This window comes from Nonomuraea sp. CX421 (assembly GCF_059358955.1).
In genome coordinates, this window is sequence record NZ_JCADBK010000012.1 from 204,234 (window position 1) to 230,211 (window position 25,978).

Annotated in this window: 29 protein-coding genes and 1 pseudogene; 15 read left to right on the plus strand and 15 right to left on the minus strand. The window is 69.8% G+C overall.

All coding sequences use genetic code 11. The features are described from left to right. Nucleotides 1-53: 53 nt before the first annotated feature. The 7 genes from fxsA (at nt 54) to AC5L3X_RS22740 (ending at nt 6,962) form a co-directional block, all read left to right on the plus strand. Nucleotides 54-221, plus strand: a complete 168-nt coding sequence (gene fxsA / locus AC5L3X_RS22710) for an FxSxx-COOH cyclophane-containing RiPP peptide (protein ID WP_189125830.1) — start codon at nt 54-56, stop codon at nt 219-221. A gap of 269 nt (nt 222-490) precedes the next feature. Next, nucleotides 491-1,189 carry an SIR2 family NAD-dependent protein deacylase gene (locus AC5L3X_RS22715; RefSeq protein ID WP_494859400.1) on the plus strand — a complete coding sequence of 233 codons (699 nt, stop codon included), beginning with the start codon at nt 491-493 and terminating at the stop codon, nt 1,187-1,189. Between the two features lie 10 nt (nt 1,190-1,199). Continuing rightward, complete coding sequence (locus tag AC5L3X_RS22720; RefSeq protein WP_494859402.1) at nt 1,200-2,849, plus strand: tetratricopeptide repeat protein; 1,650 nt, start codon at nt 1,200-1,202, stop codon at nt 2,847-2,849. Nucleotides 2,850-2,856: 7 nt separating this feature from the next. Then, the gene (locus AC5L3X_RS22725) at nt 2,857-4,095 is read left to right on the plus strand and encodes an FxsB family cyclophane-forming radical SAM/SPASM peptide maturase (RefSeq protein ID WP_494859403.1); all 1,239 of its coding nucleotides are present in this window, start codon (nt 2,857-2,859) and stop codon (nt 4,093-4,095) included. Beyond that, the gene (locus tag AC5L3X_RS22730) at nt 4,092-5,369 is read left to right on the plus strand and encodes an HEXXH motif domain-containing protein (protein WP_494859405.1); all 1,278 of its coding nucleotides are present in this window, start codon (nt 4,092-4,094) and stop codon (nt 5,367-5,369) included. Before AC5L3X_RS22725 ends, AC5L3X_RS22730 begins: the two co-directional genes overlap by 4 nt. A gap of 81 nt (nt 5,370-5,450) precedes the next feature. Further along, on the plus strand, nt 5,451-6,236 hold the full coding sequence (locus AC5L3X_RS22735) for a hypothetical protein (RefSeq protein ID WP_494859407.1): 786 nt from the start codon (nt 5,451-5,453) through the stop codon (nt 6,234-6,236). Nucleotides 6,237-6,491: 255 nt separating this feature from the next. Further along, nucleotides 6,492-6,962 carry an SPW repeat protein gene (locus AC5L3X_RS22740; RefSeq protein WP_494859409.1) on the plus strand — a complete coding sequence of 157 codons (471 nt, stop codon included), beginning with the start codon at nt 6,492-6,494 and terminating at the stop codon, nt 6,960-6,962. A 191-nt stretch (nt 6,963-7,153) separates the two neighbouring features. On the opposite strand, the gene AC5L3X_RS22745 is transcribed toward AC5L3X_RS22740, so the two are convergent. Both AC5L3X_RS22745 and AC5L3X_RS22750 read right to left on the minus strand, forming a co-directional pair. Continuing rightward, the gene (locus AC5L3X_RS22745; protein ID WP_494859411.1) at nt 7,154-7,780 is read right to left on the minus strand and encodes a LysE family translocator; all 627 of its coding nucleotides are present in this window, start codon (nt 7,778-7,780) and stop codon (nt 7,154-7,156) included. Between the two features lie 83 nt (nt 7,781-7,863). Continuing rightward, nucleotides 7,864-8,019: pseudogene (locus tag AC5L3X_RS22750) on the minus strand (helix-turn-helix domain-containing protein); the annotation flags it as partial. A 53-nt stretch (nt 8,020-8,072) separates the two neighbouring features. On the opposite strand from AC5L3X_RS22750, the gene AC5L3X_RS22755 reads away from it, so the two are divergent. Further along, the gene (locus tag AC5L3X_RS22755) at nt 8,073-8,222 is read left to right on the plus strand and encodes a hypothetical protein (RefSeq protein WP_494859412.1); all 150 of its coding nucleotides are present in this window, start codon (nt 8,073-8,075) and stop codon (nt 8,220-8,222) included. Between the two features lie 6 nt (nt 8,223-8,228). On the opposite strand, the gene lnt is transcribed toward AC5L3X_RS22755, so the two are convergent. Then, nucleotides 8,229-9,761 (minus strand): apolipoprotein N-acyltransferase, encoded by a 1,533-nt coding sequence (gene lnt / locus AC5L3X_RS22760; RefSeq protein WP_494859414.1) that lies wholly within the window; start codon nt 9,759-9,761, stop codon nt 8,229-8,231. Between the two features lie 112 nt (nt 9,762-9,873). On the opposite strand from lnt, the gene AC5L3X_RS22765 reads away from it, so the two are divergent. Further along, nucleotides 9,874-10,761 carry a metalloregulator ArsR/SmtB family transcription factor gene (locus AC5L3X_RS22765; RefSeq protein WP_494859415.1) on the plus strand — a complete coding sequence of 296 codons (888 nt, stop codon included), beginning with the start codon at nt 9,874-9,876 and terminating at the stop codon, nt 10,759-10,761. Beyond that, a complete protein-coding gene (locus tag AC5L3X_RS22770) occupies nt 10,758-11,357 on the plus strand; it encodes a dihydrofolate reductase family protein (RefSeq protein WP_494859417.1) in 600 nt (199 codons plus the stop codon). Before AC5L3X_RS22765 ends, AC5L3X_RS22770 begins: the two co-directional genes overlap by 4 nt. A 41-nt stretch (nt 11,358-11,398) precedes the next feature. On the opposite strand, the gene AC5L3X_RS22775 is transcribed toward AC5L3X_RS22770, so the two are convergent. Beyond that, on the minus strand, nt 11,399-13,114 hold the full coding sequence (locus tag AC5L3X_RS22775; protein WP_494859419.1) for an ABC transporter ATP-binding protein: 1,716 nt from the start codon (nt 13,112-13,114) through the stop codon (nt 11,399-11,401). Next, complete coding sequence (locus AC5L3X_RS22780; protein WP_494859420.1) at nt 13,111-14,934, minus strand: ABC transporter ATP-binding protein; 1,824 nt, start codon at nt 14,932-14,934, stop codon at nt 13,111-13,113. The genes AC5L3X_RS22775 and AC5L3X_RS22780 overlap by 4 nt, the downstream gene beginning before the upstream one ends. A 111-nt stretch (nt 14,935-15,045) precedes the next feature. Here AC5L3X_RS22780 and AC5L3X_RS22785 point away from each other — a divergent pair, with 111 nt between their 5' ends. From AC5L3X_RS22785 to AC5L3X_RS22800, 4 genes are all read left to right on the plus strand, one after another. After that, entirely contained in the window at nt 15,046-15,621 is a 576-nt protein-coding gene (locus tag AC5L3X_RS22785; protein ID WP_494859422.1) for a TetR/AcrR family transcriptional regulator, read from the plus strand. A 179-nt stretch (nt 15,622-15,800) separates the two neighbouring features. Continuing rightward, nucleotides 15,801-17,348: a carboxylesterase/lipase family protein gene (locus AC5L3X_RS22790; protein ID WP_494859424.1), complete on the plus strand. Its 1,548-nt coding sequence runs from the start codon at nt 15,801-15,803 to the stop codon at nt 17,346-17,348. Between the two features lie 10 nt (nt 17,349-17,358). Next, entirely contained in the window at nt 17,359-18,450 is a 1,092-nt protein-coding gene (locus AC5L3X_RS22795; RefSeq protein ID WP_494859426.1) for a sensor histidine kinase, read from the plus strand. Then, nucleotides 18,447-19,052, plus strand: coding sequence for a response regulator transcription factor (locus AC5L3X_RS22800; RefSeq protein WP_189125845.1), 606 nt, complete (start codon nt 18,447-18,449; stop codon nt 19,050-19,052). Before AC5L3X_RS22795 ends, AC5L3X_RS22800 begins: the two co-directional genes overlap by 4 nt. 3 nt (nt 19,053-19,055) lie before the next feature. Here AC5L3X_RS22800 and AC5L3X_RS22805 read toward each other — a convergent pair whose 3' ends face one another. From AC5L3X_RS22805 to AC5L3X_RS22850, 10 genes are all read right to left on the minus strand, one after another. Continuing rightward, complete coding sequence (locus AC5L3X_RS22805; protein ID WP_494859428.1) at nt 19,056-19,433, minus strand: peptidase inhibitor family I36 protein; 378 nt, start codon at nt 19,431-19,433, stop codon at nt 19,056-19,058. Nucleotides 19,434-19,967: 534 nt separating this feature from the next. Beyond that, on the minus strand, nt 19,968-20,492 hold the full coding sequence (locus AC5L3X_RS22810; protein ID WP_494859429.1) for a hypothetical protein: 525 nt from the start codon (nt 20,490-20,492) through the stop codon (nt 19,968-19,970). Nucleotides 20,493-20,546: 54 nt separating this feature from the next. Continuing rightward, on the minus strand, nt 20,547-20,741 hold the full coding sequence (locus AC5L3X_RS22815; protein ID WP_494859430.1) for a hypothetical protein: 195 nt from the start codon (nt 20,739-20,741) through the stop codon (nt 20,547-20,549). Next, nucleotides 20,723-21,238, minus strand: a complete 516-nt coding sequence (locus AC5L3X_RS22820; RefSeq protein WP_494859431.1) for a hypothetical protein — start codon at nt 21,236-21,238, stop codon at nt 20,723-20,725. Before AC5L3X_RS22820 ends, AC5L3X_RS22815 begins: the two co-directional genes overlap by 19 nt. 33 nt (nt 21,239-21,271) lie before the next feature. Beyond that, on the minus strand, nt 21,272-21,742 hold the full coding sequence (locus AC5L3X_RS22825; RefSeq protein ID WP_494859433.1) for a hypothetical protein: 471 nt from the start codon (nt 21,740-21,742) through the stop codon (nt 21,272-21,274). Between the two features lie 4 nt (nt 21,743-21,746). After that, entirely contained in the window at nt 21,747-22,412 is a 666-nt protein-coding gene (locus AC5L3X_RS22830; protein WP_494859434.1) for a hypothetical protein, read from the minus strand. A 128-nt stretch (nt 22,413-22,540) separates the two neighbouring features. Further along, nucleotides 22,541-23,449 carry an AfsR/SARP family transcriptional regulator gene (locus tag AC5L3X_RS22835; RefSeq protein WP_494859435.1) on the minus strand — a complete coding sequence of 303 codons (909 nt, stop codon included), beginning with the start codon at nt 23,447-23,449 and terminating at the stop codon, nt 22,541-22,543. Nucleotides 23,450-23,773: 324 nt separating this feature from the next. Continuing rightward, nucleotides 23,774-24,259 carry a YxiG-like protein gene (locus AC5L3X_RS22840; RefSeq protein WP_494859436.1) on the minus strand — a complete coding sequence of 162 codons (486 nt, stop codon included), beginning with the start codon at nt 24,257-24,259 and terminating at the stop codon, nt 23,774-23,776. After that, on the minus strand, nt 24,250-24,558 hold the full coding sequence (locus tag AC5L3X_RS22845; RefSeq protein ID WP_494859437.1) for a hypothetical protein: 309 nt from the start codon (nt 24,556-24,558) through the stop codon (nt 24,250-24,252). Before AC5L3X_RS22845 ends, AC5L3X_RS22840 begins: the two co-directional genes overlap by 10 nt. A gap of 22 nt (nt 24,559-24,580) precedes the next feature. Continuing rightward, the gene (locus AC5L3X_RS22850; protein WP_494859439.1) at nt 24,581-24,901 is read right to left on the minus strand and encodes an ArsR/SmtB family transcription factor; all 321 of its coding nucleotides are present in this window, start codon (nt 24,899-24,901) and stop codon (nt 24,581-24,583) included. Nucleotides 24,902-24,989: 88 nt separating this feature from the next. Here AC5L3X_RS22850 and AC5L3X_RS22855 point away from each other — a divergent pair, with 88 nt between their 5' ends. Further along, entirely contained in the window at nt 24,990-25,724 is a 735-nt protein-coding gene (locus tag AC5L3X_RS22855) for an NADPH-dependent F420 reductase (protein WP_494859441.1), read from the plus strand. Nucleotides 25,725-25,978: the final 254 nt, after the last annotated feature.

Consider the following 25,978-nt stretch of genomic DNA (forward strand, 5'->3'; position numbering starts at 1 on the left):
CGGTCGTGCGAAGATGAGATCCACGTGGTCATCTTTACAGGTCAAGGAGAGCTATGGGCGAGAAAAGCGCAGGCGAATACGGTGGCGGCCTCATCGACGTGAGCGGGATGAGCCTGACCGACCTTGACGCGCTCGACCAGTCGAGTCTGGCGACCGCGTTGCGCCGCCTGGTCGAGGAGGCCGGCTCCGGCCCCGTCGCGGGTTTTCAGTCCGCGCTTTGAATCCGCCTTGACAAGTTCTAACCTTGACGGACGAAACTATTGCGGCAGCACTAGATTCTCTCCGGACACAACGGGTGCAATGGTCGGGATGACGCGTGAGGGATGCGGACTGGGACCGACTCGTCAAACAGCTCCATCGGGGTGACTGCACACCCCTTCTTGGCGCGGGGGCGGGTTTCGGACGACTTCCCATCGGCAGTGAGCTGAGTTTATATTTCGCCGAGCGCTACACATATCCGTTCGCCGATCCGGATAATCTCGCGCGTGTCATGCAGTACGCCGCATCGGTCAGCCAGGACGCGGTGGAGTTGAAGCACGAGGTCTGCACCTTTCTCAAGGAGTACGTGCCCCGCTCCGCCGTCCCGGCGATCGACCCGCACGAGGTGCTCGCCGAGTTCCCGATCCAGACGTTCCTCACCACCAACTACGACGACCTCATGATGCGCGCCCTGCGACACGCCCGGACCAGCCACAAGGATCCGACCAGCCACACCTCGACCTGGTGGGACATCACGGCCGACGAGTCCCCCATCGACGAGCCGAGCGACCAGGAGCCGCTGATCTACCACCTGCACGGCCAGTGGGACGACCCCGCCTCCCTGGTGCTGACCGAGGACGACTACCTGACCTATCTGGTCAACCTGGTCGAGGCGCGCGCCTCGGGGGCCCGCCTGTCGCTGCCGGCCACCGTGCTCGCCGCCATGACCGCCCGCCCGCTGCTCTTCGTCGGCTACAGCCTCCAGGACTGGACCTTCCGGGTGCTGTTCCACGGCCTGATCAGGAGCATGCCGGTCAACAGAAGACGGCGTCATGTGAGCGTACAGCTCATGCCCGACCTCAACACGTCCATGGCCGACGCCGGAGTGCGCGCACAGGAGTATCTCGAACGCTATCTCGACGGCTGGAGCATCTCGATATTCATTGGTGATACGCAGGAATTCTTCGGTGAGCTGCGGCGCAGAATATGAGGACCGCCAGATGACAGAGCCCGCCCCGCACGTCCGGCCGTACGTGGGGCTCCGCCCTTATCGCCGTGATGAGAACATCCTGTTCTTCGGCCGCGATCGTGAGGCCCGTGAGGTCGCCACGCTCTGGCAGGCCGCCGGCCTGACGGTCCTCTACGGCGCCTCGGGGATCGGCAAGACCTCGCTGCTGCACGCCGGGGTGCTGCCCCGGCTGGATCCCGAGCGGGCCGACGTGCTGCCCGTCGCCCGGGTCGCGCCCCGCCTGAACGGCCCCCAGACCGCCGGCAACCCCTACGTCATGGCCCTGCTCTCGTCGTGGGCGCCCGAACGCGATCCGCGCGGCATGTCGGGCATGACGATCTCCGAGTTCCTCGACTCCAGGCCCGAGCGCACCGACCGCTACGGCGACCCGGTGCCGATCCTCGCGGCCATCGACCAGGCGGAGGAGATGTTCCACGGCAGCCCCGTCCTCGAAGGCGAGCGGGTGGTCTTCCTCGACCAGGTGGCGCGGGCCGTCCGCGAGCACACCGGCCTGCACGTGCTGCTGTCGCTGCGCGAGGAGTACCTCTTTCTCGTGCTGCCCTACGAACGCCCGATCGGTCAGGGCTCGCGGACCCGTTTCCACCTGCGGGCCCTCAGCCCGGACAGCGCCCTGGAGGCCGTGCGGGGGCCGCTGCGGCACAGCGGCAGGACCATCACGCCCGCCGCGGCCGAGTTGCTCGTCGAAGACCTGCGCACCCTCGTCATCGTCGACGAGTCCGGCCACACGTCGGCCTTCACGCTCGACACCGTCGAGCCCGTCCAGCTCCAGGTCGTCTGCTCCGCGTTGTGGGAGTCGCTGCCGCCCGACGTGCTCGAGATCACCGAAGACCACGCCCGGCTGTACGCCAACGTGGAGGAGTTCCTCTTCGAGTTCTTCAAGCGCACGGTCGCCGACGTCGCCGACGAGCACGGCCGGCCGGCCGCCGAGATCCGGTTCTGGCTGCGCAACACCTTCATCACCGAGCACGGCACCCGCAACGCCGTCTACGAGGGGCTGGAGCAGACCCAGGGGATGCCCAACACGGTGGCGCGCGCGCTGGAGAACCGCCACCTGCTGCGCGCCGAGCACCGCCGGGGCATCCGGTGGTACGAACTGGCCCATGACAGGCTCATCGCGCCCATCTCCCGCTCCGACTCCCCCGAGTCCTACCTCCGCGCGGCCCGCATCTCGCTGGCCAAACGCAACTGGGAGAGCGCCCGGCGCCTGGCCCACGCCGCGATACGGTCCGCCGACCCGGGCGAGACCTGGGTGCGGGCCGAGGCGGCCGAGGTCTTCGCCGACGTGGCGGCGGCCAACGGCGAGATCGAGGTCGCGCGCCGCTACTACGAGGAGGCGGCCGAGATCTTCGCCGAGCGCCAGCGCTTCGACGGGGTCGCCCGCGCGCTCACCGCCGACGGGCTGCTGTGGCTCGCCCAGGGCGATCCCGCCCGGGCCATCGAGCGCATCAGCGCCGCGCTCAACTGGGCGCCCAACGACATGTCCGCGCAGGTGGCGCTGGCCGAGGCGCTGCTGAAGTCGGGCACCCCCCGGGCCGCCGCGACCGTCATCACCGGTGTGCTCGCACTGCTCCCGCCACACCTGCTGCAGCAGGCACAGAAAATGCTTCGGGAGTCGGCGTGAGGTGATTATGCTTGGCGCCCATGAGTCTCGATGTGGAGGCTGGTCGGCTTTGCCTGAATGGCCACTGACTCTCGACGTGGCGGCGTTGCACGCCGCTGGTTGGCGGCCGACCCCGTTCAGGCAGTTCATCCTGAAAATTCACAGTAGATGCGATCTCGCGTGCAGCTATTGCTACATGTACGAGATGGCCGACCAGAGCTGGCGGTCACGTCCCCGGCGCATGCCGGCCGAGGTGGTCGCCGCCACCGCCGCGCGGATCGCCGAGCACGCGCGCGCCCACGACCTCACCTCCGTGGAGGTGATCCTGCACGGCGGTGAGCCGCTCCTCGCCGGCGCGAAGGAGATCGACGAGCTGGTCACGACGATCCGCGCGGTGGTCGAGGCCCAGGTCACGGTGAGCCTGCAGACCAACGCGACCCTGCTCGACGAGCCCTACCTGCGGCTGTTCGACCGGCTCGGGGTCGGCGTCGGCGTGAGCCTCGACGGCGGGCGGGAGGCGCACGACCGCACCCGCCGCACCGCCGACGGCCGGGGCAGCCACCACAAGGTCGCGGCCGCCCTGCGGCTGCTCACCGAGCCCCGGTTCCGTCACCTGTTCCGCGGTCTGCTCTGCGCGATCGACCTGCGCAACGAGCCGCTGGAGACCTACGAGGCGCTGCTCGCGTTCGGCCCTCCGGCGATCGACTTCCTGCTGCCCCACGGCACGTGGGCGCAGCCACCCCCGGGCCGCGCGCCCGCCGACCCGGCCACGCCCTACGCCGACTGGCTCATCACCGTCTTCGACCACTGGTACTCCATGCCCGCCCGCCCCACCGGCGTGCGGCTGTTCGACGAGATCATCCTGCTGCTGCTCGGCGGGGCGTCGGCCAGCGAGCAGATCGGCCTGTCGCCGGCGGCCATGGTGGTCGTCGAGACCGACGGCGAGATCGAGCAGTCCGACATCCTCAAGTCCGCCTACGCGGGCGCGCCCGGCACGGGCCTGCACGTGTCCCGCGACAGCTTCGACGACGTCCTGCGCCTGCCGTCCGTCGCCGCCCGCCAGATCGGCGAGCTCGCCCTCTCCCCCACCTGCGCGGCCTGCCCGGTGGGCATGGTCTGCGGCGGGGGCCACTACGCCCACCGCTACCGGCCCGGCAACGGGTTCCACAACCCCTCGGTCTACTGCTCCGACCTGCTGCGGCTCATCAGCCACATCGGGAGCACCATCCAGCGTGACATCTCCGCAGTAGTGAAGGACGCACCATGAACCTGGCAGAACACCGCATCCCGGCCGAGGCGTTCGACGAGCTGGCCGCGGGCGCCGGCGGGGTCGACACGGTCGAACGGCTGATCTCCGCCCAGTACAGCAAGCATCTGCTGCTCCTGCGCGGCGTCCTCGAGGCGGTGCGCGGCGCGGGCCATCCGGCCTGGCCACAGGCCCGCCGGGCCTACGACCTGCTGGCCAGCATCCAGTCGTCGCACCCGGAGGCGGTCGACGCCGTGCTGCGCCACCCCTCGGTGGGCGCCTGGGCGCGCCACACGATCGTGACGCTCGAAACACCCGAGCAGATGGCCGCGCTGGCGGCGGCCGCGGCGATCCACGCGGGGGTGACCTGCGAGGTCGACGTGGCGGTGATCGACCGAGTGATCAACCTGCCCTCCCTCGGGCAGCTGACCCTGGATCACGACGCCACCGTGGCGACGGTGCACTGCTTCCCCGGCGGCAGCGAGGTGACCACCGGCCGCGGGTTCGTCCGGATCGGCGGCGACGCGCCCGGCTGGCGAGGGCTGCGCTCGCTGTCGGCCGAGACCGACAGCCGGCGGCTCGACGTGCTGGTCGACGATCTCGACCCCCATCGGATGCCCGGCTCCGACGCGTTGCGCGGCCCCCTCACCGCTCAGGAGGCGGGCCACTGGCAGGAGCTCCTGGAGGACGGGTGGGGGCTGCTGGTCCGCAACCACCCGTCCGTCGCCGAGCAGGTGTCGGTGGCGATCAGCGTGTTCACGCCACTGGCGCCACCGTCCGGTGGCATGTCCAGCGCCACCTCCCGCGAGACGTTCGGCTGCGTCGCCATGTCGACCCCGCCCGACGGCCACGCGCTGGCGGTCACGCTGGCGCACGAGACCCAGCACGCCAAGTTGTCGGCGCTGCTCGACATCGTCCCGCTGACCAAGCCCGACGACGGCTCGCGCTACTACGCGCCCTGGCGCGAGGACCCCCGTCCGGCGGCGGGTCTCCTGCAGGGTGCCTACGCCTATGTCGGCGTCACCGACTTCTGGCAGCGTCAGCGCCACCACGAGGACGGCGAGGCGGCGATCCGGGCCAACGCCGAGTTCGCCCGCTGGCGGTCCGCCGCCCGTCTGGTCACCACCACGCTGCTCGACAGCGGCGCGCTGACCGCGCCCGGCGTGACGTTCGTCGGGGGCATGGCGCGCCGGCTCGACCAGTGGGCGGGCGAGCCGGTGCCCGCCGCGTCCACCGTGCTGGCGGCCGGGGCCGCCGACCGGCACCGCTCACTCTGGCGCGAACGCAACACCTGACGGGCTCCGCCCGCCTCCGCTGGTCGGAGCATCCCTGTCGGCCCGCAGGAGCGGCGATGCCACCTTCGGATGGGGGAGGTCATGCTCCGAACAGCACGGCGGGTTCTTCGGGACATACGTGAGCGCCGGAACATCGACGCCTACGTCATCGCGCTGCTGTCCGTCGTGTTCGCCGCCCTGACGCTGGTCGGCGACCGGGTGGACGACCAGTACAAGTGGGCGGTGCTGCTGGCGGGCATCGGCGTGCTGGTGCACCGGATCACGGTGCCCGAGGCCGGCCCGCCGCCTGGGCACATCCTCGGCGACCGGACCTCCCTCCAGCGGATCCCGCTGAAGGACCGGCTGAAGGCCAGCCGCGAGGTGTGGATGTTCGCCCCGTCGGGCGTCAACCTGCTGTCGGAGGACCACTGCGCGGCGATCCGCACGACGGTGCTCAACCGGCACGACGGCGTGGTCAAGGTGGTGATCCTCGATCCCGGCGCGGACGCGTCCCTCGGCATCGCGACCTTACAGCTGGACGGCGGGCTGGAGTTCCCGCTGCAGAGCCTGGCCGACAGCATCGCCACCACGCTGCTGCGGATGGACGCGATGGCGTCCTGGCAGGTGCCGGGGAGACGGGAGTTCAGGCTGTTCGGCTACAACCCCGGCTTCAGCCTGGTCGCGTTCGACCCTGGGCGGGCCGACGGCACGGTGATCGTGGAGATGCACGGCGTGGGCAACACGTCCACGCCGAGCAGGATGCACCTGGAGCTGACCCGCCAGACCGACCCGCACTGGTACCAGTACTGGCTCGACCAGTTCGGCCATATCTGGCGCGCGTCGAAACCGGTCGGCGACGACCCGCCGCCCGCGGACGACGGCCGCTGACGGCGCGCCGGACACCCAGACGGTGGCGGGCTCCCTGAACGGCCGGGTCAGCGGCACGCGCCGACCGGCCGCCCGGGGCGTTCTGGTGTACGTGCCGGCGCACACGGTGCTCTTCGGCGGGATCGCGACTACCCAGGGTTTCACCGCCTCGCGTACCTCGGTTTCACCCGGTTCTCGGACACACAGTTACAAATAGGAGTTAGGGGGTACGGCCGGACATAAGGTGCAGTAGACCACCATTCAGGAGGTGCACCCATGACGCACCACACGGATATAAGGCAGCATCCGGACATCATGGAGATGCGGGCCCGATACGAGGCAGCCGCCGCTAATCCCACCGCCCAGCTGACGGACGGGATCACGCTGCTCGCCGGCATATATCTGGCGGTGTCGCCGTGGATCGTAGGATTCAACGGCCTGAGTAATATAACGGTCAACAACCTGATCACCGGGCTCCTGGTCGCCGTCCTGGCGCTGGGCTTCAGCTCCGCCTTCGGCAGGACGTACGGCCTCGCCTGGGTCACGCCCGTCATCGGCGTGTGGACGATCATCTCGCCGTGGGTGATCAGCGGCCCGAACAACACCACGGGAGTCATCGTCAGCAACGTGGTGGTCGGCGTGATCATCCTGCTGCTCGGGCTCGCGAACATGCAGACAAGCATGGCCGCCGCGAAACGGCACACGCCGGGATTCGGCAAGGGCACCACGCCGGACACCGGTCGCTGACGAGTGGAGTCCGCCGAAGGCGCTCTCCCCTTACCGTTCGCCCAGGTGACCTTCGGTCCTGGTGGATCGATCGTGGCCGGGGAACCCGGGAGTGCGCCTCGGCGTACCCTCTCCCGCGAGTTCACTCGTGTTCGCAGGAGCGGAGAAATCCGCGAGGCTCTCGTCCCGCGCCGTCTGATCCGCAGAGGCGGTCAGCGGTCGGCGAGGGCCAGCCGGGCCCCGAACGCGAGCAGCAGGAACCCGCTGAGCGCGTCCAGGGTCCGCCGCACGGCCGAACGGGCGAACCACGCCCGCGCCCGGTCGATCGCGAGGCTGTAGAGCGCCAGCCAGGCGAAGGTCAGCAGGCAGAACAGCAGCCCGAGCCCCAGCATCGCGGCGAAGGCCCCGCCGCCCGCCGGAGCGAACTGCGGCAGGAGGCTCATGAAGAACGCCGCCATCTTGGGGTTGGCGAGATCGTTGATCAAACCCTGGCGCAGCGCGCGCCCCGGCGTGAGACGCGACCGCGTCGCCGAGGGCGTGTCCGGGGCGCCGCCGCCCCGCCACGCCGAGCGCAGCGACTGCAGCCCCAGGTAGCACAGGTACGCCACGCCGGCGTACTTCAGCACCAGGAACGCCGGCTCCGAGGCCTGGATGAGGCCGGCGACGCCCAGGCTCGCGGCCACCGTCCAGACGGCTTGGCCGAGCGCGACGCCCGCCGCGGTCCACACTCCGCTGCCGCCGCCGCCGGAGAAGGCGTTGCGCACGGTCAGCACGGTGTCGGGCCCGGGCGTGCAGATGACGACGACGGACACGCCGATGAAGGCGATCAGAGCTGTCACCGCCCCAGTATGCGATCCCGAGGAAGCTCGGGGGAACCCATCGTGCGACAACGGCGAGATCCCGGTCGCGAACGTCCTACGTCAGCGAGGCGACGCCGGCCGTTCTCGATCCGGCTGAGCGTGGAAGGACTGAGCCGCGCACGGACGGCCAGGTCATCCAGAGACCAGCCCTGCGCCATCCGCAGGGCACGGATCCGTTTGCGCACCAGGCTGTCGAGTTCGGCATCGTCTTGCGTCATAGGCAAAATCTTATGCGCTTTGCTCAAGGCCGCCACCTCGCCGGCTTGTGTGGGTGGCGGGCAACGCCGCCGACCCGATGGCACAGGTCGGCGCGTCCGCCGCGGCCCGCGCCCTGGCAGGCGCGCACATCAACGCCGACCTGGCAGCCGCCGACACCGACGCGGCCGTCGCCGCCGCGCGTCGCGGCGAAACCGCCGCGTGAGCGCGTTCAGCGCGGCACCGGCCCACGGCTGCGGCCGGTGAGCCGCCGGGCGGCGGCCACGGCCCCGGCGCCGAGCGCGATCCCGCCGGCCAGAGCGGGCACCCAGTCGCCCAGCCGCAGATACGGCGTCTCCTCGGCGGACAGCGGCACGTCGACCACGAACGCGCCGCGGAACTCGGGCGGGAACCAGGCCAGCCGCCCGCCGCGCGCGTCGAACACCGACGAGGTGCCGTCCATCTCGACCAGCACCGCCGGCCGGCCGGACTCCACCGCCCGCAGCGCCTCGAAGCTCGCCTGCTGCGCGTGCGCCCAGCTCCCGTGGAACGTCGTGAGCGACCCCTGCGTGATCGTCAGGTCCACGCCTCTGCGGGCCAGGTCGCGCCGCAGGTCCGGAAAGGTCGACTCGTACGAGATCAGCGGCCCCACCCGGCGGCCCGCCACGTCGAACACGGCCGGCCCGGCACCGGCGACCCGGTCCTCCCCGGCCGCCTCGGTATGCCCCGCGATCCAGCCGAGCACCGGCCGCAGCGGGACGTACTCGCCGAACGGGACCAGACGCCGCTTGACGTAGACGTCCACGACCCCGTCCGGCGTGTACTGGCGGGCCGACTTGGAGATCCGGCCGGAGGAGTCCGCGGCGTCCACGTTCACCAGCAGGTCGGCGCCCGTCTCGGCGGCCGCCCGGCGCAGCAGGCGGTCCACGTCCGGGCGCCGGGCGGGATCGAGGGCGACGCTGCTCTGGCCCCAGACCACCACGTCGGGATCGCGGCCGGCGATCTCACCGGTCAGCCGCAGGTGCGTGGCCACCCGCCGCTCCGGGCCGGGCACGGGGCCGGGCTGCACGCCCGCCACGCGCATGACACCCGTCACCACGGGCTCGGGCCGTACCAGGCCGGAGCACACGGCGAGCGCGGCCAGCGCGACGGCGGCTCCCCCTCCGGCGAGCCTGACCCGCCGACCCGCCTTCGGCAGCACCGCGATCGCGAGCCCGGAGTTGACCGCGACCAGTGCGAAGCTGATCAGCCACACTCCGCCGAGCGCGGCCAGCCCGAGCACCGGCCGCGCCTGCCACTGGCTCGACCCGAGCAGCCCCCACGTCCCGCCGAGGTGCCGCCATGAACGCAGCGCCTCGACGGCCACCCACACCGAGGGCAGCACCAGCAGCGCCGCCGCCGTCCTGAGCGGGGTGAGGCGCCGCAGCAGCCCGTACGCGACCAGCCCGAACGGCACCCACACCAGCCCGAGGACCAGCAGCGCCAGCGGCCAGAACACGCCCAGGAACGGCAGCACCCAGTGATGCAGCGTCCCGAAGAAGCCCGCCGACGCCCACCAGCTCCGCCACCCCGCCTCCCGGAACGTCCCCGCGCCGGCCACCAGCAGCAGGAACGGCACGAGGCCGAGCCACGCCCACCACCAGGCGTTCACGGCGGGGAAGGCGAGGGCCAGGCCCGCGCCGGTCACGGCGGCCAGCAGGCGCGGGATCCAGCGGCGCGCCAGGCCGGCGCGCTCGGCCGTGACGGTGACGGACGCGGTCGGCACACCGCCCCGCTACCCCACCCGGCGCCCGCCACCACCCGGGCCACCGTGTGTCGGCCTGCCTGGGCAAGATATTCCTTGACACGAATATTCTTCGTGGTGAATACTCGCAGCCATGGACGCACTCCTCACCGCACTGGCCGACCCGGCCCGCTGGCGGCTGGTGAGCCTGCTGGCCGAGCGGCCCCGTCCGGTCGGCGTCCTCGCCCAGCTCGCCCAGGCGCGCCAGCCGCAAACGACCAAGCACCTGCAGACCCTTGAGCGCGCCGGCCTCGTCACCTCCCGCCGCGTCGGCCAGCGCCGCGTCTACGCGCTCCAGCCCGCCCCCCTGCGGGACCTGGCGGCCGCGCTCAGCCGGCTCGCCGACACCGCCGACCAGCCCGGCGGCCCGCGCGAGACCTACGACCGCCACGGGCTCAGCCTGCACGCGGAACGGCTCGCCGCGAAGGAGCCGGGGTGGGCCGACGGCCGCTCGTTCCGGTTCCTCCGGTCGCTGGCGGGACACCCCGAGCTGGTCTGGCGCCACCTGACCGAGGCCCCTCTGCTCGCCCGCTGGTGGACACCCGACGACCTGCGCGTCTCCGAACTCGTCTTCGAGCCGCGCCCAGGCGGGCGGATCGTCCACGAGTACCGCGACGCCGAGGACGCCGACGGCTCCGACGTGGTCGCCGGGCGCGCGGAGGGTGTCGTCGACGACGTACGCCACGGCGAACGCCTCGTGTACCGGCTCTCCCCCTTGCTGCCCGGCGGCGGCCTCGCCTTCACCGCCCACGTCGACCTCGACCTCCGGCCGACCGGCACCGGCACCGGCACCGACCTCGACGCCCGCTGGCGGATCACCGACAGCACCGTCGACTCCGCCGACTTCATCGCGGGCATCGAGATCGGCTTCGGCCAAAGCCTCGACAAGCTCGCGGCGACCCTCGCCGCGGATTCGCACGACACCGAGCACGACATCGAGCATGACATCGAGCATGACATCGATAAAGAGGACACAACATGACCAGCTCGACCGGCCGCAGGGTGACCGCGAACCTGAGCCTCACCCTCGACGGACGTTACAACGGGCCCGGCGGGCCCGGCGACTTCAGCGCGTTCACCCCGTACGTGACCAGCGACGTCGCACGAGACCACATGACCCGCATCTGGGAGAGCGCGACGACGGCGGTGCTCGGCAGGCTCAACGCCGAGGGGTTCATGGCGTACTGGCCGTCGGTCGCCCAGGACGAGAACGCCGATCCGCGTGATCGCGGATACGCGAACTGGCTGGTCGGCACGGAGAAGGTGGTCTTCTCGACCACCTTGACCGAAGCCCCGTGGGAACGCGCCCGCGTGGTGAACGCCCCCGCCGCGGACGTCCTCACCGAGCTCAAGGCCACCGGTGAGGGCGACATCCTCGTCAACAGCAGCGCTAGCGTCATCAAGCCGCTCCTGTCGGCGGACCTGCTCGATCGGCTGTACCTCATGATCTTCCCCGAGATCGCCGGCGGCGGGCAGCGCCTGTTCGACGACGGCCTGCCGGCTTCGACCTGGACGCTCACCCACCAGGAGACCGGCGAACTGGGCGAGCTCGCCATGGTCTACGACCGAGCCCGCTGAGCCGGGGCACCGGTCTCATCGCCGGAGGGCGGCGGACCGGCTCACTCGCCCGCCGCTGGCGTCATGGCGATCGCCCAGAAGCCGGCGTAGCGGCCACCGCGTCGCAGCAGCTCCTCATGGCCGCCTTCCTCCACGACTCGGCCGCCGTCCAGGAAGACGACCCGGTCGGCGCGCTGGACGGTCCGCATCCGATGCGCCACCATCACCACCGTACGGCCCGCCATCAGGCGCTCGATCCCCTCGTGGACGGCCGCCTCGTTCACCGGGTCCAGGGCGGACGTCACTTCGTCGAGCAGCACGATGGGCGCGTTCTTCAGCAGCGCCCGCGCGATCGAGACCCGCTGGCGCTCGCCGCCCGACAGCAGCGCGCCGCCCTCGCCGACGTTCGCCGCCCATCCGCCGGGCAACCGTTCGATCACCTCGTCCAGCCGTGCCGCGCTCGCCGCCGCCCGCACCTCGGCCTCGCCGGCGCCGGGCCGGCCGAGACGTATGTTCTCCTCGATCGTGCCGTCGAAGAGGTAGACGTCCTGGAAGACGATGGCGATCCGCTCCATCAGCGCCTCGGCGCTCATCGCGCGCACGTCCACGCCGCCGACGCGCACCGCGCCCGCGTCGACGTCGTGGAACCGGGCGAGCAGCCGCAGCAGTGTGCTCTTGCCCGCCCCCGACGGCCCGACGACGGCCAGCCGCCGTCCTTCCGGCACGGACAGCGACAGGTCGTCGATCACCGTACGGCCACCGTGCCGGAAGGTGACCGAGCCGAACTCCACGTCATGGCGTTCCGGCCGGATCGGCTCGTCAGGCTCCGGCAGCGGCTCGGTGCGCAGCACCGTGTCGAGCCTGGCCAGCTCGAACCGTGCGCTGCGCAGTTTGCCGCCGATGTCCGACAGTGACAGCAGCGGATCGGCGCAGCGGGCGGCCAGCACCAGAATCGCCAGAACCTCTGCCGCGCCGATGTTCCCGCCGAGCGCGAGATGGGCGCCCAGGACCAGCAGCGCCGTGAACATCGCCTGCACCGTGAGCGTCACCCCCACCGCGCCGGGCAGGGCCGCCAGCACCGTGCGGCGGGACGCGCGCTGAACGTCCCGCAGCGAGTCGTCGAGCATGGTGAAACGTTCGGTGATCCGGCCGCCGGCGCGCAGCACCGGCTGAGCCTGGAGATATTCGATGACCCGCCCGGTGGCCTCCTTGTCGCGTTCGTGCCGGTCGGCATCGGTGGCGGCCGTCGATCGTGCCGTCCAGACCTGGATCGCCACCACGATCGGGGCGGCGGCCAGCGCGGCCAGGCCCATCCGCCAGTCGAAGGCGAGCATCACGGCGACGATCGTCAGCGGCGTCACCAGGGCGGAGATGAACGGGGCCAGCAGATGCGCGATCACGCTCATCGCCCGCAGCAGGCCACGGCCGGCCATGACGGACACCTCGCCGACCCGGCCGGCGTCGTACCAGCCGATCGGCAACCGGGCCAGCTGCTCGCCGAGCCGGTGGTACATCCCCCGCAACATCGTGGTGCCGACCCGCATGCCGGCCAGGTCACTGGTGTAGCGGAGCACGGCGTAGCCCGCGACCGCGGCCCCGAACGCGCTCAGCCACGGCCAGGCGTCCGCGGGCGAGCCCCCGAGCAGGGCCCCCAGCACCGGGACCAGCAGCGCGTAGGACAGCCCCTCGGCGACCGCGGTCGCCGTCATCAGGGCCACGGTCCGGCGCACCGCCGGCGCGTACGCGTCTCCCAGCACACGCAGCAGCATGCGAATCATCGGGGCTCCTCTCCTCGCGGGACACCACCGCCGGCGACCGCCGACCGGTGGGATCGCCAGTACGTGGCGAACCTCCCGCCTCGTGCCAGCAGTTCGGCCGGGCTGCCGCGCTCGACCACCGACCCGTTCTCCAGCATCACGACGGTGTCCGCGTCGGCGACCGTCTCCAGCCGGTGGGCGATCACCAGGATCGTGCGATCGTCTCCCAGGGCCGCCAAGGCCCGGCGCACCGCCTGCTCGGTCCGCGGATCGGCGAAGGCGGTCGCCTCGTCGAGCACCAGAACGGGCGTGTCGGCCAGCAGGGCGCGGGCGATCGAGATCCGCTGCGCCTCGCCACCCGAGAGTTCGGCCTCTTCACCGAGCACCGTGTCGTACCCGCGCGGCAGCTCAAGGATCCGATCATGGATGTCGGCCAGCCGGGCGGCGCGAACCACGTCGTCGCGGCCGGCCCGGGGGACGGCCAGCGCGATGTTGTCCGCGACCGACGCGCGCAGCAGCCGGACGTCCTGGAAGACGAAGGAGACCAGCCGGTAGAGCTCCCGGCTGCCGATCTCGCGCAGATCGGCGCCGCCCAGGACGACCGCGCCGTGGCTCGGGTCGAAGAACCGCGGCAGCAGCTGGACCAGCGTGGACTTCCCGCTCCCCGACGGCCCGGTGACCGCGGTGACCGTCCCGGGTTCGAGCACCAGGTCGATCCCGCGCAGCACCTCGTGATCGGGGTCGTAACCGAAGCGAACGTCGCGCAGCTCCACCCGGTGCCCCCGCGGCGCGACCGGGTGCGCGGGCTCCGGCAGCGAGGGCACCTGGAGCACTTCCTTGATCCGGCCGACCGCGCGCCGGGCGGCCTGCAGGTCGTCGAAGCCGTGGCCGAGTGCCGCCACCGGAGCGGTCAGCCCCAGGCCGAGCAGCAGGAAGGGCAGCAGGCCGGCCGGGGCCATGCCACCGGAGGTGATCAGAGCCGCACCGCCGACCAGCACGACCAGCAGCACGAACGGTGGTGACAGCGCCAGCTGCATCCCGGCGGCGATCACGGACATGCCGCGTACCCACCGGAAGAAGATGCCGACGAAATCATCGGCGGCCGTGAGAAACCCACGGTGAGCGCGCTCGGATCCGCCGAACGCCTTGACCACCGAGATCCCCTGCACGAACTCCACGGCGGAATTCGCGATCCGCCCCATGGCCGCGTCGAACTCCTCCTGCTCACGCAGCCTGCTCGGGGTCATCATCAGGGGGACCAGCGCCACCGCCAGCACCACGGGTACCAACGTGATCAGCGTGAGCCGCCAGTCGACGGTGAACAGATAGATCAGCGACACCAGCGGCACCACGAACGCGGAGACGAGCTCGCCGGGGGCGTGCGCGATGAACGGGTGCACGGCGCTCACGTCCTCCCCCACCACCTTGGCCAGCTCGCCGGTCCGGCGCCGGGCGAACCAGCCGATCGGTACGCGCCCCAGCCGCTCGGCCAGCCGCCGGCGAAGCGCCAGCTGCACCCGGCCGTCGAGAACATGCCCGAGTCCGGACGACGCGGCCGTGAACAGCAGCCGGACGAGCAGGCCGGCCGTCCCCGCGCTCACCACGAACCACACCTGACCGTGATCGATCGGGCCGGGCGACAGCAGAACCCGGCCTAACTCGACGACCGCCAGCAGCGGCGCCAGCCCGGCCACAGCACCGATCACCTGCAGCAGCACCACGGCGGCGAAACTCCACCCGTAAGGGCGCAGCAGCCCCGCCAAGGGCTGTCCCGCCGCGGCCCCGGCGTCCGGCGCCGGTGTGGACCGCTCCCTGGACTCGGCAAGGTCGATGGTGGACATCGCTCTCCCGTCTTCGTTGATCTCGTCGCGACCGGGCCCGTCTCCGCACCCGACAGTTTCGCTACTTCAGGTATCGATACCAACGGTAGCGCAATAAGGTATCGTGTGGCCATGACCCCAGCGACCACTTCCGCCAGGCCGCCCGGTCGTCCGCGCTCCGGCATCGACGCCGAGGTCTTCGCCGCGACACTGAGCACGGTCCACGAGCTGGGCTACGCGCGTGCCACCGTCGACCGCATCGCCGCCGCGGCCGGCGTCGCGAAGACGACGATCTACCGTCGCTGGCCGTCCAAGGGCGAGCTGATCGTGGACTGCCTCCTTGACGCGTTCGGCCCGGTGCCGCTGAAGGGCGCCGATCGAGCCGAGCTCATGACCTCGGCCATCCACTGGATCGCGGCGAAGATCGCCCAGCCTGGGATAGGCGACGCGTTCGCGGGCGTGTTCAGCGATGCCGTCAGCGATCCGGCCCTGCGCGAGATCCTGTCCACGCGGTTGCAGGACCCGTACCGGCTCGCGCTCCAGGACGCGCTCGGCGCACCGGAGAAGCGGGTCCTGCTGCTCATCGACGTCGTCGTCGGAACCTTGCTCCACCGGATGGGCATGACCGGCGAGCCGATGGACGACGCCGACGTCGCCGCACTGGCCGAGATGGTTCCGGCCTACTTCGCCGGCGCCGACCCGGCCTAGACCCGCCCCCGCCTCCGAACGTCATCCCCCTGGTGGCGAGCCGCAGGCCACTCCGCCCTGGCCGGCTACCGCCGCAGGATCTCCGGAGAGCGCCCTGAGGGCTCGTCGGTACTTTTGTCCTGGGTGATCCCGTATCAATGGACCTTCTGACTGGGGCAGGCGTCCAGCAGCGTAGAGGCATGCGAACCCTTCGTGCGTCACTCGCGGCGGCCGTGGTCCTCCTGGGCGCCGCGGAGCTCCGGCCGGCTCCCGTGATCGCCGCGACCGGCGCCGACCCCGCGGTCGTCAGGACCGACACGGGAGCCGTGCGCGGCACGGTCAGCGACCATCACCGTCTCTTCCAGGGCATCCCCTACGCCACCGCGGGCCGCTGGGAGGCTCCCGTACCCGCCAGGAGCTGGAACGGCGTCGAGGACGCCACCGCGCCAGGCGCGATCTGTCCCCAGGTCGGCACCGTCTACGCCCCCATCTCCAGCGTGGAGGAGGACTGCCTGTTCCTCAACGTCACCACCCCCCGCGCGCCGGGGAAGAACCGCCCGGTCATGGTGTGGATCCACGGCGATGGGGCGGTCGGAGCAGGCCACTTCTCCGACGCGCGCAAGCTCGCCTCGCGGGGCGCGGTGGTCGTCACGATCAACTACCGGCTCGGCGTGTTCAGCGGGTTCGGGTTCCCGGGCCTGAAGAACTCCGGAACGTACGGCCTGCAAGATCAGCAGGAGGCGCTGCGCTGGGTGAAGCGCAACGCCGCGGCCTTCGGCGGAGACCCGTCGAACGTCACCGTGTTCGGCCTCTCCTTCGGCGCTCTCGCCATCGGCGGCCATCTCACCTCCCCCGGCGCCAAGGGGTTGTTCCGGCGAGTGGTCATGCAGAGCGGCGAGACGATGATGGACATGCCGGCCAACAGCATCGTCCCAGGCTTGCCGGCAGCCCCGACGTTCGCCTGGCGGAGCGCCGAGGAGACCCAGGCCGTGGGCCGGGTGTACGCCGAACAACTCGGCTGCGCGGACCTGGCATGCCTGCGCGCGCTGCCCGTGAAGAAGATCCTCGCGGTGCCGCAGATCATGAATGTCTTCCAGATGTACGCCTACGGCAACGGGGTGCTCCCCGTCCTGCCCTCCAAGGCGATCCGCGAGGGACGCTTCCACCGGGTGTCCTTGCTGGCGGGCGCGACACGCGACGAGCACCGGATCTTCGTCGGGATGAACTACGACGCGGCCGGTAAGCCGGTCACCGCCCAGCAGTACGGCACCCTGCTCAAGGAGACCTTCGGCGACGACGCCGGGCGGGTGATGCGCAGATATCCGCTCGCCTCCTACGCCTCGCCCAGCCAGGCGTGGGCGGCCGTGATGACCGACCGGCTGTGGGCGAGAGGCACCCACGAGCAGAACACCCTGCTGGCCAAGCATGTCCCCGTCTACGGCTACGAGTTCGCCGACCGCGACGCGCCGATGTTCCTGCCGCTGGAGACGGACTTCGACTGGGGCGCCTTCCACGCCGGCGACCTGCCCTATCTCTTCCCTGACAGGCAGGCGCCGCTGACACCCGCCCAGAAGAAGCTGTCGGACCAGATGGTCGGCTACTGGACGAACTTCGCCCGCACCGGCTCGCCCAACGGCTCGGATCTGCCCACGTGGCCGAGGCTCTCCCGGGGCACCCAGTCACTGGCTCCCGGCGCGGTGCGGCCGATCGACTATGCCGCCGAGCACCAGCTGAGCTTCTGGAACTAACGTGGCGCACGTGCGCAGAGTCTGGCAGCCGGGGCCGTCGGTGTTCTCCTTCTGGGCGGCGCTGGCCTACTTTCCCGCCTCCGACCTGATCAGACGGCCTGACTGGCTCGGCGTCCTCGGCCTCGCCGTGGCCGTCGCCGCCTACTTGCTGACCATCCGGGCCTCCTTCGCCGGGCGGCCCCGGGCCGCGGTCCTCGGCCTGACGGTCCTGGCCGTGGCGATCCTGGCTCTGTGCGCGGCCTACGGCGGCAAGTGGCTCTACCTGGCTCCGGTGCTCTCCATCGCCTGCGGGGTCGTACTGCGCGGCCGGGTCCTGTCAGCGGCCCTCGCCATGGTGACGCTGACCCTGATGTTCATCACGTACCGGCGCGGCGGCGGCGAGGACGCCGTCGCCGCCGTCGCCTGGGGCACCTTCACGGCGGGGCTCGTCGTCCACGTCACGCTCAAGCTCTTCGCCACCATCGCCGAACTGCGCGCGACCCGGCAGGAACTGGCCCGGGCCGCGGTCGCCGACGAGCGGCTGCGTTTCTCCCGCGACCTGCACGACCTGCTGGGTCACACGCTCTCGCTGATGGTCGTGAAGGCCGAGGCGGTGCACAGGCTCATTCCCCGCGACGCGGCGGCCGCGGCGGCCCAGGCCGGCGACATCCAGCGGATCGGCCGCGAGGCGCTGGCCGAGGTCCGCGCCGTCGTGGCGGGCTATCGTGGGCGCGGCTTCGCCGACGAGCTGGCCGTCGCCCGCGTGGCCCTGGAGGACGCGGAGATACCCGCCGTCGTCACACTTGAGGAGGTACGGCCGGCGCCGGACGCCGACGCGCTGCTCGGCTGGGCCGTACGCGAGGGCGTGACGAACGTGATCCGTCACGCGAAGGCCACCCGCTGCGAGATCACGCTGATCGGCCGGAGTGAGGAGATCGTGCTGAAGATCGGCAACGACGGAGTTCCCGAACCGGAACACGGACCCGAGGGGGGCGCCCGACCGCGCGGGCGAGGACACGGGCTCGACGGGCTCGCCGAACGCGCGGCCGCGGCGGGCGCCAGGTTCGAGGCGGAGGCGCTGCCCGGGGGCAGGTTCGCGCTGACGATGGCGGTTCCACGATGATCCGGGTCATGATCGCCGAAGATCAGGGGATGATGCGTGACGCGCTCGCGCTGCTGCTGGGCCTTGAGGACGACCTTGAGATCGTCGCCCAGGTCGGCCGCGGGGACCAGATCGTCGCGGCGGCGCTGGCGGCGCGGCCCGACGTGGCACTGCTCGACATCGAGCTGCCCGGCCGCAGCGGACTCGACGTCATCGGCGAACTCCAGGCGGCGCTACCGGACTGCGTGGTGCTGATCCTCACGACATTCGCCCATCCCGGCTACCTGCGCAGGGCGATGGAGGCGGGCGCGGCCGGCTTCCTGGGCAAGGACGGCCCCGTCGGCGAGCTGGCCACCGCCATCCGCAAGGCCGTCGCGGGAGAACGGATCATCGATCCGGCCCTGGCCGCCGCCGCGCTGAACGCGGGCCCGAGCCCGCTGACCGGCCGTGAGCGCGACGTACTCGCCGCGGCGCTCGACGGCGCCACCATCGCCGACCTCGCGGCTCGCCTGCACCTGTCGACGAGCACCGTGCGCAACCATCTGTCCTCGGCGATCGGCAAGACGCACACCCGCAACCGCATAGAGGCCGCCCAACTCGCCCGGCACAACGGATGGCTGTGACCGTCAGACCTGCTTGAATGACGAAATCCGGTCATTCCAGTTGACTCCCCCGGCGCCGTAGCGGAGGTTCCAGTCCCTGAAGCCGTTGCCGATGGAGTAGTAGTCGCCCGTGCAGTTCCCGCTGTCGTAGAGGCGAACGGTCCGACCGCTGCGGTTGTAGATGGAGGTGGTCTGGTTGTTCATGACGCCCATGCTGTAGCAGGAGGTCGAGGGAGAGTACATGCCTAGCGTGCCGCTGTACTCGTAGTTTTGCCACAGGCAGAGGTGACCGCTGAAACAGTCGGTGTAGTCCGCCAGGGCGGGCGAAGCGGTGGCGACCGTCCCGGTCAGCGCCAAGGTCAGCGCAGCCAAGGGGATTCCCCATCGCTTCTTGAAGGTCACGGTCTTCCTCTTTCGTCAGGGTTGGGACGGATGATTCGGAGCTGAACCGATGAGGCAAATGTGGATCTTGCGACACCAAACGACAAGCTACACCGGTCACTCCCTCTCCGCCAAGATCGGGAGCCGGCAGCTGCGACGCCCCGGATCACGGCGACGAGCCCGCTCGGCCAGCAGCTTCAACGTCCAGGGCACAGGCCGTGACCGTTCCGCCGTACATCGTTGAGGCCGGAGCATTGACGGCCGAGGGATCCAGAAGCGCCGGTCTGACGCCATCGGCGCCCTCTGCCGTGGTCGCCACATGCGCCGGCACCGGCCCCTCCGGCGGTCTGAAGACATCGGAAAACGCGGATCCCGTCCGATCCAGACGATCGGACGGGATCCCGTCAACCTCATTCCAGGCGTCTCACGAACGGCTCGTCATGGAGGTTCCGCCATCGAAAGCGCGAAGAAGCCCGAGACGCGCATACGGCGAATCGAAGGGCCTTGGCAATGCTGCGGGGCCTGGGCCGACCAGGGGCGCAGGCCGGCACCTGCTCATCGCACCGCGCCTCCTCTGAAGAGGAGAGCGATGATTATCAGTACGGCGATCCAGCAGATGCTGAGGATGGCCGTGCGGTGTCGTGCGAACTCCTTGTCCCACGCGGTGGCGTCACCCGACAGGACCGACGAGAACACCATGATCGTCCGACCGGCCCCGAAGGACAGGCCGAGCAGCGGGGCGAGCCACCAGGGCGTGCCGAGCAGGGCGACCGCCACCAGGGCGTGCGGGACGTGAGCGGGCACGTAGGTGCGCAGCCCGGTGCCCATCTCGAACCCGAACTGAAACGCGCCTTGCCCCTCCGCCCTGACGATGATGTCGCTGGGGACCTGCCGGGCGTTCTGCGGCAGCCGCCAGGGGACGATCCTCGTGTCGCAGCCGACACACACGGCCAGGAAGGCGAGCAGCACCGCCAGGCCCGCTACGGGCGGGACAACGGCCTGGACGAGTGAGGCGGGCACCAGGAGCAGGACTCCGGTACAGGCGCCGCCGACCATCAGGCCTCGGTTGAAGAAGGCCACATTTCGTGAACCCCGCCAGACCGACGAGGTCAGCAAAGCTGCTGAGTTGTGGCTTCAAACCGAACCCGAAGTCGAGTACCCGGCCATGATTCCCACCGCGCACGCGGCGACGATGGTGGCCGTGAGCCCGCCGATGAAGGCGGAACCCAGAGCGGCGCCCGCGCCGGCGATCGCGGCGGCGGCCGCCATCCACAGCGGAGAGACCAGGCGCCGCTTCAGCCGTTCCGAGGCTAGACCGACTTGCAGCATGTCGTGACTTTCCCCTTGTTCACGCCGTTGATGTAGTTGTTGTAGTAGCCGTCGAAGCAGGTGACGGCCTGGCCGCTGCTCATCTTCCACGACCAGCCCGCGTAGCCGCCGCAGGCGGCCTCCCAGTTGTACTTGCGGTATCCGCCCGTGATGGTCACCCGGTCCGTGCGGTGGTACTTGTCGGAGGCGCAGTAAGCGGTGCCGATATAGGTCCGTCCCCAGCAGGGTGTGTCGCCCGCAATGTTCAGGCCCATGCAGTCAGAGGGGTGGAGGGACGTACGGGTGGCGGCGAACGCCGGCAGCCGGTCCGTGATCCACCCGAAGGCGGTCAGGGCCAGCGTCGTCGCGCCGGCGAAGGCGACGCGGAGGAATCCGCGTCGCCCCATGCCCGGCACCAGGTGCCGGGGCTCGGCGGCGCCCGCCGGGGTGGTCGAAAGGGGAACGGCGGCTCTGGGCTGGACGGTGAGCTCGGGGATCCGGTTGAGAAGCATGGACATGCGTGTCGACCTTTCAGAGGACGAATCAGCCGCTCACTGGCGGCAAAGGATGCTGAGAGCGTCAGCCGAACCGACCGGATCCGCGGAGATCAGGTCACCGGCCGCATCGAAGACGAGCAAAGCGGGCTGGAAGGAGATCAGCAGCGCCGAGGTCAGATCGCCTGCCTGGACCACTTCCTTGGCGCCACGTTCACTCCACACGTCCACGCCGTCCATGCTGATGAGCGCCGTCCGATGGCCGTCGGCCACGAGCTGCTTCTCCAGTTCCAGCCAGGGCTCGAAGACGGTCTCGCAGGTGCCGCAGCTCGTCGTGAGCGCAAGGGCGATCGTGCGGCTCGCGGCCGAGGGCGCGGCCAGTTCGGGAAAGGTGTTCTGCGGGGCGGCGGTCCTGACGTGCTGATCCTTGATCTGCCTTATCTGCCCGAGCAGGCCGGCGTAGCCGAAGGCGAGAAGCGCGATCGCGACCCAGGCCGTCACCAGCAGGGAGAGGAGGACTCCGGTCATCGGGCTAACCCCAGCTGACCTTCAAAGTGGTCAGCAGTTGCTCCTGACCGGCCTTCGTCACCCACGGGAGAACCCCCAGGTCGTCATCGACCATGCACACGGCGGTCGCTCCGGCATGAACGTACTTACGCCCGTGACCGCCGTCCTCACCGCCCAGCGTCTTCTTCCAGACCTCTCCACCCTCGACCGCCAGACCAGGCTCCGTGGACAGCAGGCCGGTCGCCTCCGCGCGCCGGTAGAGGGTGATCGAGCCCGCGTCGGTGACCTTCTGGCCGGTGATGGCCCACATCGTGATGCCGCTGCCGGGGCGGGGGTCGAGGGTCAATCCCTGCGGGACGTCCTTGACGACGAGTTGGTCGAGCAGCGCGACGATCGCCTTCAGCGTCGGAGCCTTGGTCTCGCTGTCCTTGGGGGGAATGGTGCCCGCGATCGTCAGGGTGTGATGCGTCGAGCGCAGGCCCGCGACCCAGTTCTCGTCGGCGCGGTCGTAGTAGAGGGTGAGCGACCGGCCGTGGTAGGTGACCTGCTGAACCTGTCGCAGCCCGCCGTCTTCGACGAGGAAATCGAGAAAACCCGCCATGGCCACGGTCACACCGACGGCCATCGTGCGACTGGTCAGCCGGAAACCCCATTGCCAGTCCTCTTGCATGGTCTCGCTGACACAGGTCACCGAGACCCAGCGTCCATCGGGTGCGAGTCCTACATGTGTTCGTTCGACGCCCATGGGCTCTCTCCTCGCTCTGCACGGCAGATCTGACGAGTCGAGTCTGAGGCCACAGGACTTCCGTTCTGTTTCTTCTAACTTTCCGCCGAAACGGGGCGCAGATTATCGAGTCGGACCAGGATCTCGTTAACCCGTTCCTTCAACGACTCGAGGTCGGAGGCCAGGTCGAGGACCCGTTGCTCACGTTCAAGTGCGATCGCCATACGGCTGCACGGTTCTGGCGGGATCGCGTAACTCCTGTCCCTGAGTATCCATTCCTGAACCCGCAGTAATCTGGCTCCTGGAGCGATCCCCAATTCCGTAGACAACCGCTGGCGTATGGCGTCGAGCTCGGCGAGCGCCTCGGCATGCGCTCCGGTGTTCCCGAGGGCCTCCACCAGAATCGCGTGGGCTTCCTCGTCGAACGGATCCTCCAGGCACAGGCCGCGGGCCAGGGTGACGCCGGCGTCCGGGGCGACAGCGACGGCGAGCTGCGCGCACCGGCGGATGACCTGCCTGCGCTCGGCTTCCAGCACATCGATGTACGGAGCGTTCTTCCTGTGGTCAGGGACGTCGCCGAGAGGGGTGCCGGACCAGAACTCCAGGGCCCGCGCCAGCCGTTCGAACGCCTCCTGCCCGGAGAGCGCCTCAGCCTCCTTGACGAGCCGCCGGAACTCGCCGAGATCTGTTCTCGCGGCGCCTAGCTCGAGGATGTATCCGCCCGCCGCCTTCCCGATGCCGACGGTCGCCCCGGTGATCTGCCTCAGCCATTTTCGTAGCTTGCAGATGCTGAGCTGCAGGGTCGCGGAAGGATGCCTTGGCGGACACATTCCCCAGATCTCGGAAATCAATGCGGGGGCAGGCGCCGGGTTCGGCCATCTGATGATGAGGATACCGAGCAAAGATCTGAGGACCGGTGACGTTATGTGATGACTTCCGTCCGTCGTCGCGACGCAAACCGCACCCAGACCACGCAGGACGATCGCGACCGATGGGTCCGCCATCTATTCCCCCAGTAGAAAACCCTATTTTCGGTGGGGTCAGTAAACAGGCCCTCCGTGAAGAGTGTCAAGGTATTAAGGCAGTCCTAGCAGGCAAAACAGCGACCCTCGCGGGTCGGCTGGGATGTGGAGGTGTTGTTGTTCTCTTGACATGACCATGGAGTCCCCGGAAGAAGCGGATTGTTCACGACCCGTGATCTCCGAAGAACTCCACGTGATTTCCTGTCATGCCATCCTCGGCATTTGTCAGGTCTCAGGCCCGTGTGACAGATCCGGCTCGGGAGGTGGGTGACACTCCGGCTAGATGATCTGTCGTTCTCCTGGTGCCTATTGAACCGGGAATTCGTGGCCGTGTCCCGGTGACGGGGGCGGAAGTTCTTCGATGTGCAGGTCGGAGAAGACCAAGGTGAGGTCGTGCACGTTGGTCTCGATCCGGACTTCATGGAAATCGATGCCGATGGCTGCGGCCCAGCTGCGGGCGGTGGGTGAGTCGCTGATGAGCGTGGCGCCGGGATAAAGCGACTGCCAGTTGACGCCCCAGACGTACCCGTCGAGCTCGACGCCGGTTTCGAAGGTGGTGAGCCGGTCATCGAGCGACACCCGCCAGGTGTCGGCCGGCAACGCGGTGGCGCAGGTGGCCTGCACGCAGTACCGGAACAGATAACGCCGCGGCGCCGGCGTGGTCCCGGTCCGGGGGTCGGGCATCGGGAGGATCACGAGCTGGTAGTCGCGCAGGTAGTCCACGAACCCGTGCCGCAGCAGGGACTGGTCGAAGAGGTCGTCTAACGCCTGCTGCAGCTTGATCACGTCCATGGACGCAGTTCTACCCGCCCGAGGTGACCTTCCGTTCCGGTGCCGGTATCGGCCCGCAGCGTCAGGGTGAGGCCGGCGCGGTGGGTGCCCAGCCAGAACTGCTGCCCGCAGACCGCCAGGTTGCCCGAGGCGGGAACGACCCAGGTGAACTCCACCGCCGCGAACACGCGCAACAGCCACTCCCAGACGAACGCGGCCGAGAGCCGGCCCGGCTCCGGATGGAAGGTCGCCACGCCCCGAGGCGTCTCGCCGCTCGCCGATCCGGTGACGGTGCGGAGGCTGCGACGGTACGAGCCCAACCGGCGAACGTCCAGCGGCCTGTCAAAGTGCGGTGGACAGTGTGTCGAGGAAGCGCCGTATGGCGAACTCGTCACGTCTGTAGAAGTGCCAGTTACCGATCTTCTTGCGTGTCACGAGCCCAGCCTGGTGAAGGATCTTCAGGTGCGCCGAGACGGCCGGCTGCGACATGCCCGCCCGATCCTGGATCACCGACACGCACACGCCCTCGACATCGAAGTCACCGATCTCCTGGCGACCGAAGTTGCCGGCGGGGTCCTTGAGCCAGCGCAGGATGTCGAGCCGTGCGGTGCTGGCGAGAGCGCGCAGGATCTCCTCGTCGACCGCCTGCTCCACATCGCCCATGCGCTCAGGCTACCAGCCAATACTTAAGAATATTGCTATATAACTATGTTTCGATGCTATGCTCCAGACCGTTCGATGGTCCTGCCGGGTGCGCGGCGATCAGCCCTCGCACCCCGGACCCCTCACGACAAGGAGCGGCACGATGAAGATCGGCATTCTGGGCACTGGACGCATGGGAGTTCGGTTGGCGGTGATGTACAGCGCGGCCGGTCACGAAGTCGTACTCGGGTCTCGTAACACCGCGCGGGCCCAGAGGATCACCGCGAAGCTGGCCCATCCCCGCCTTACGGCCGGCGGATATCAGGAGGCTCTCGACGCGCCGGTGATCCTGCCGGCCATCTTCATTCGCGACGGGCTCCTCGATCAGCTGGAGGCCATGAGCGAGCGGTTGGCCGGCAAGATCCTGATCGATATCACCAACCCGTTCAATCAGGACTACACCGACTTCATCACTCCCTGGGACACGAGCGGCGCCGAGCAGATCGCCGAACGGCTGCCGCACACCAGGGTGGTGGGCGCGTTCAAGAACGTGTGGTGGGAGGTCTTCGACGCCCCTGATTTCGCGGGCACGCTCAGCGACGTCTACGTCGTCTCCGATGACGAGGAGGCGAAGCGGCAGGTCATCCAGCTGGGCGAAGGAACGCCGTTCCGCTATCTCGACGCCGGGCGACTCGCCAACGCCCGCACCGTGGAGCGGATGACCCTGCTCAGCGGGGAGGTCGGTTCGCGCTACGGCTTCTTCCCTCGCATGAACTACAAGCTGCTCGGCGAGCGCTGGACGCCCGGCCAAGCCGATCAGACGATCGGCCCGCTGATCGCGTGACCGAACCCGAGCGCTTCTCCCGGCAAGAGCGCACGGCCGCCCCGGCCCCCCGTCGCGGTCGCGAATGTATCCCCCGACACGAGGATGGTGCCCCAGTGAGCGGATCTCTCCAGCGCCTGCGGGACGCGGGCTTGCACCTGCCCGAAGCGCCGCAGCCGCTGGGCGCGTACGTGCCAGGCGTCCGCGTGGGCGATCTGATGTTCCTCAGCGGGATGCTCCCCCTGCACCGTGGGTCACCTCTGATGACCGGACGC

Excerpts from the sequence above, each read along its gene's own strand:
- fxsA (WP_189125830.1), top strand. The coding sequence starts at position 54 with ATGGGCGAGAAAAGCGCAGGCGAATACGGTGGCGGCCTCATCGACGTG.
- AC5L3X_RS22715 (WP_494859400.1), top strand. The coding sequence starts at position 491 with ATGCAGTACGCCGCATCGGTCAGCCAGGACGCGGTGGAGTTGAAGCAC.
- AC5L3X_RS22720 (WP_494859402.1), top strand. The coding sequence starts at position 1,200 with ATGACAGAGCCCGCCCCGCACGTCCGGCCGTACGTGGGGCTCCGCCCT.
- AC5L3X_RS22725 (WP_494859403.1), top strand. The coding sequence starts at position 2,857 with ATGCTTGGCGCCCATGAGTCTCGATGTGGAGGCTGGTCGGCTTTGCCT.
- AC5L3X_RS22730 (WP_494859405.1), top strand. The coding sequence starts at position 4,092 with ATGAACCTGGCAGAACACCGCATCCCGGCCGAGGCGTTCGACGAGCTG.
- AC5L3X_RS22735 (WP_494859407.1), top strand. The coding sequence starts at position 5,451 with ATGCTCCGAACAGCACGGCGGGTTCTTCGGGACATACGTGAGCGCCGG.
- AC5L3X_RS22740 (WP_494859409.1), top strand. The coding sequence starts at position 6,492 with ATGACGCACCACACGGATATAAGGCAGCATCCGGACATCATGGAGATG.
- AC5L3X_RS22765 (WP_494859415.1), top strand. The coding sequence starts at position 9,874 with ATGGACGCACTCCTCACCGCACTGGCCGACCCGGCCCGCTGGCGGCTG.
- AC5L3X_RS22770 (WP_494859417.1), top strand. The coding sequence starts at position 10,758 with ATGACCAGCTCGACCGGCCGCAGGGTGACCGCGAACCTGAGCCTCACC.
- AC5L3X_RS22775 (WP_494859419.1), bottom strand. The coding sequence starts at position 13,114 with ATGATTCGCATGCTGCTGCGTGTGCTGGGAGACGCGTACGCGCCGGCG.
- AC5L3X_RS22780 (WP_494859420.1), bottom strand. The coding sequence starts at position 14,934 with ATGTCCACCATCGACCTTGCCGAGTCCAGGGAGCGGTCCACACCGGCG.
- AC5L3X_RS22785 (WP_494859422.1), top strand. The coding sequence starts at position 15,046 with ATGACCCCAGCGACCACTTCCGCCAGGCCGCCCGGTCGTCCGCGCTCC.
- AC5L3X_RS22790 (WP_494859424.1), top strand. The coding sequence starts at position 15,801 with ATGCGAACCCTTCGTGCGTCACTCGCGGCGGCCGTGGTCCTCCTGGGC.
- AC5L3X_RS22800 (WP_189125845.1), top strand. The coding sequence starts at position 18,447 with ATGATCCGGGTCATGATCGCCGAAGATCAGGGGATGATGCGTGACGCG.
- AC5L3X_RS22815 (WP_494859430.1), bottom strand. The coding sequence starts at position 20,741 with ATGCTGCAAGTCGGTCTAGCCTCGGAACGGCTGAAGCGGCGCCTGGTC.
- AC5L3X_RS22820 (WP_494859431.1), bottom strand. The coding sequence starts at position 21,238 with ATGTCCATGCTTCTCAACCGGATCCCCGAGCTCACCGTCCAGCCCAGA.
- AC5L3X_RS22825 (WP_494859433.1), bottom strand. The coding sequence starts at position 21,742 with ATGACCGGAGTCCTCCTCTCCCTGCTGGTGACGGCCTGGGTCGCGATC.
- AC5L3X_RS22835 (WP_494859435.1), bottom strand. The coding sequence starts at position 23,449 with ATGGCGGACCCATCGGTCGCGATCGTCCTGCGTGGTCTGGGTGCGGTT.
- AC5L3X_RS22840 (WP_494859436.1), bottom strand. The coding sequence starts at position 24,259 with ATGGACGTGATCAAGCTGCAGCAGGCGTTAGACGACCTCTTCGACCAG.
- AC5L3X_RS22850 (WP_494859439.1), bottom strand. The coding sequence starts at position 24,901 with ATGGGCGATGTGGAGCAGGCGGTCGACGAGGAGATCCTGCGCGCTCTC.